This window comes from Streptomyces sp. NTH33, from assembly GCF_003236365.1.
Taxonomy (GTDB): Bacteria; Actinomycetota; Actinomycetes; order Streptomycetales; family Streptomycetaceae; genus Streptomyces.
This window is the reverse complement of sequence record NZ_POTZ01000830.1, coordinates 1-1,689: the sequence shown is the minus strand read 5'-3', so window position 1 is coordinate 1,689 and position 1,689 is coordinate 1. Positions and strand designations below refer to the sequence as shown.

Annotated in this window: 2 protein-coding genes and 1 pseudogene; all 3 read right to left on the bottom strand. The window is 66.9% G+C overall.

Going from position 1 to position 1,689, the window contains the following annotated elements:
* Nucleotides 1-238 precede the first annotated feature (238 nt).
* Nucleotides 239-724: an ATP-dependent DNA ligase gene (locus tag C1I97_RS36740; RefSeq protein WP_258382924.1), complete on the bottom strand. Its 486-nt coding sequence runs from the start codon at nucleotides 722-724 to the stop codon at nucleotides 239-241.
* Nucleotides 725-813: 89 nt separating this feature from the next.
* Nucleotides 814-1,206 (bottom strand): annotated as a pseudogene (locus C1I97_RS43150) (ISAzo13 family transposase); the annotation flags it as partial.
* Nucleotides 1,157-1,689, bottom strand: a 533-nt coding sequence (locus C1I97_RS43145; protein ID WP_441349196.1) for an ISAzo13-like element transposase-related protein, incomplete at its 5' end; no start/stop codon positions are given. The pseudogene C1I97_RS43150 and the gene C1I97_RS43145, both read right to left, overlap by 50 nt.

The following is a 1,689-nucleotide window of genomic DNA, read 5'->3' as shown; positions in this document are numbered from 1 at the left end:
CCGCAGGCTCCACGGTGAGATAGGCCACGTTCCGCCCGTCGAGTACGAGGCCAACCACTACATGGAATCCACGAAACCCCAGGCCAGAACCACAATCTGAGATCTCTACCGAACCCGGGGCGGTTCAGATGAAAGAAGCCCGGCGGGGGCACGGCCGGCCGCCTGGGGCAGCGCTCTGGTGCGGCCGGTGTACTGCAGGCGCCCGGCCTCGTCGTAGAGGCCCAGCAGCAGGGTCCGGTCAGCGGTAAGCGATCCGGTGACCGCCCCGACGATCGCGTTGTGTCTGGAGGACCTTGTACTTGTGCCGGCCGCGCACCGACCCGCGGTAGGGATCGTCGAGCCGTTTGAAGACGAGGCCTTCAAGGCCGGCCGCGGTCCAGGTCAGCCACTCGCGGGCGGTGGCCGGGTCGGTGGTCAACGGGGACAGTGCCCACGGCCACGTCAGTTCCTGGTCGGTGAACAGCCGTTCAAGGGCAGCCCTGCGTCTGCGGTAGGGCCACCTGGTGGTGTCGGTGCCTGCCAGACGCAGCAGATCGAAGGCGGCGAAGTGTGCTGGCCACTGCCGGGCGAGCCGGTCCGCGCCTGCGTCGAGGCGCTGCAGGCGGCCCTGGAAGTGTTCAAAGGCGGACCGCCCTTCCTCCCACACCGCCAGCTCCCCGTCCAGCGCGGTCGCGTCCGGCAACTGGGCTGCCCCAGCTACGATCTCCGGGAACGTGGGCGTCATGTCGGTGCCCGTCGCGAGCGCAGAACGACCCGGCCCGCGTCTGCGGACAGCAGGGCCCGGTACCCGTCCCCCTTAGGGCTTGCCGGGAATCAACACGTCGGTTTGATCTTGGTTTTGTCGGGGTCGAGGAACCTGGCGACGTCTTCCCGTGTGTGGAAACGGGCTGTTGAGGCGGGGAGGTGAACACCATGGGCTTCCAGGAGCGGGCGGACGTCTTTCGCTGCGCGGCTGATGGTCATGGCGGTGGTGTCGAAGAGCTGGCCCAGGAGGCCCATGGGCGCGAGTTTTCGCAGGTGGAGCACGGTGGCCAGGACCCGGTCGGCTGAGGTGAGCTTGGCTTTGGCGCCTGCGCCAGGGGCAGCCAGGCGCTCGTGGCCTCGGCGCGTGCGGAGTACTTGCTCCCGCTGAACCTCCATCTCTGGAATCAACGTGTCAATGAGTTCGCTGAGTTGCCGGCGGGTCATCCCGGTCAGTTGTGGGTCCTGGAGTGAATGCCGCGTGAGGCGGGCCGGTCGGTCCGCCAGGACCTCGTCCGGTGTGCTGCCGGTCGTCGCCACGTCCATCGGCTGTGTAGTTCCAGTCGCCGTGGAAGCGATGACGGGCGATGGGCAGGGCGGCGATCTCGTCGTCGCTGATGCGGATGCCGGTGGGGTACTCGCCGCTGTCGAGTTCGGCATGCACGGTGAGGCCGGTGCGGCTGGTGGTTGCGGCGATGGTTTGGATCATGACTTCGTGGCTGGTCAGCGGTCTGCCTCGCCAGTTCATGGTGATGTGCGAGAACAGTCTGTGCTCGATCTTGTTCCACTTCGATGTGCCGGGCCAATGCCGTTGTTTGAGGTAGTCAAGCAGTGCCCGTGACGGGTCGGTGGTGCGGTCGTTGGGCAGGTCATGCATCCGTGGGTGGGGTTGTCCGATGATGTGCGGCTGGGGGTGCTCACCGAGTGGGTGACGCCGGAGTTGGTTGA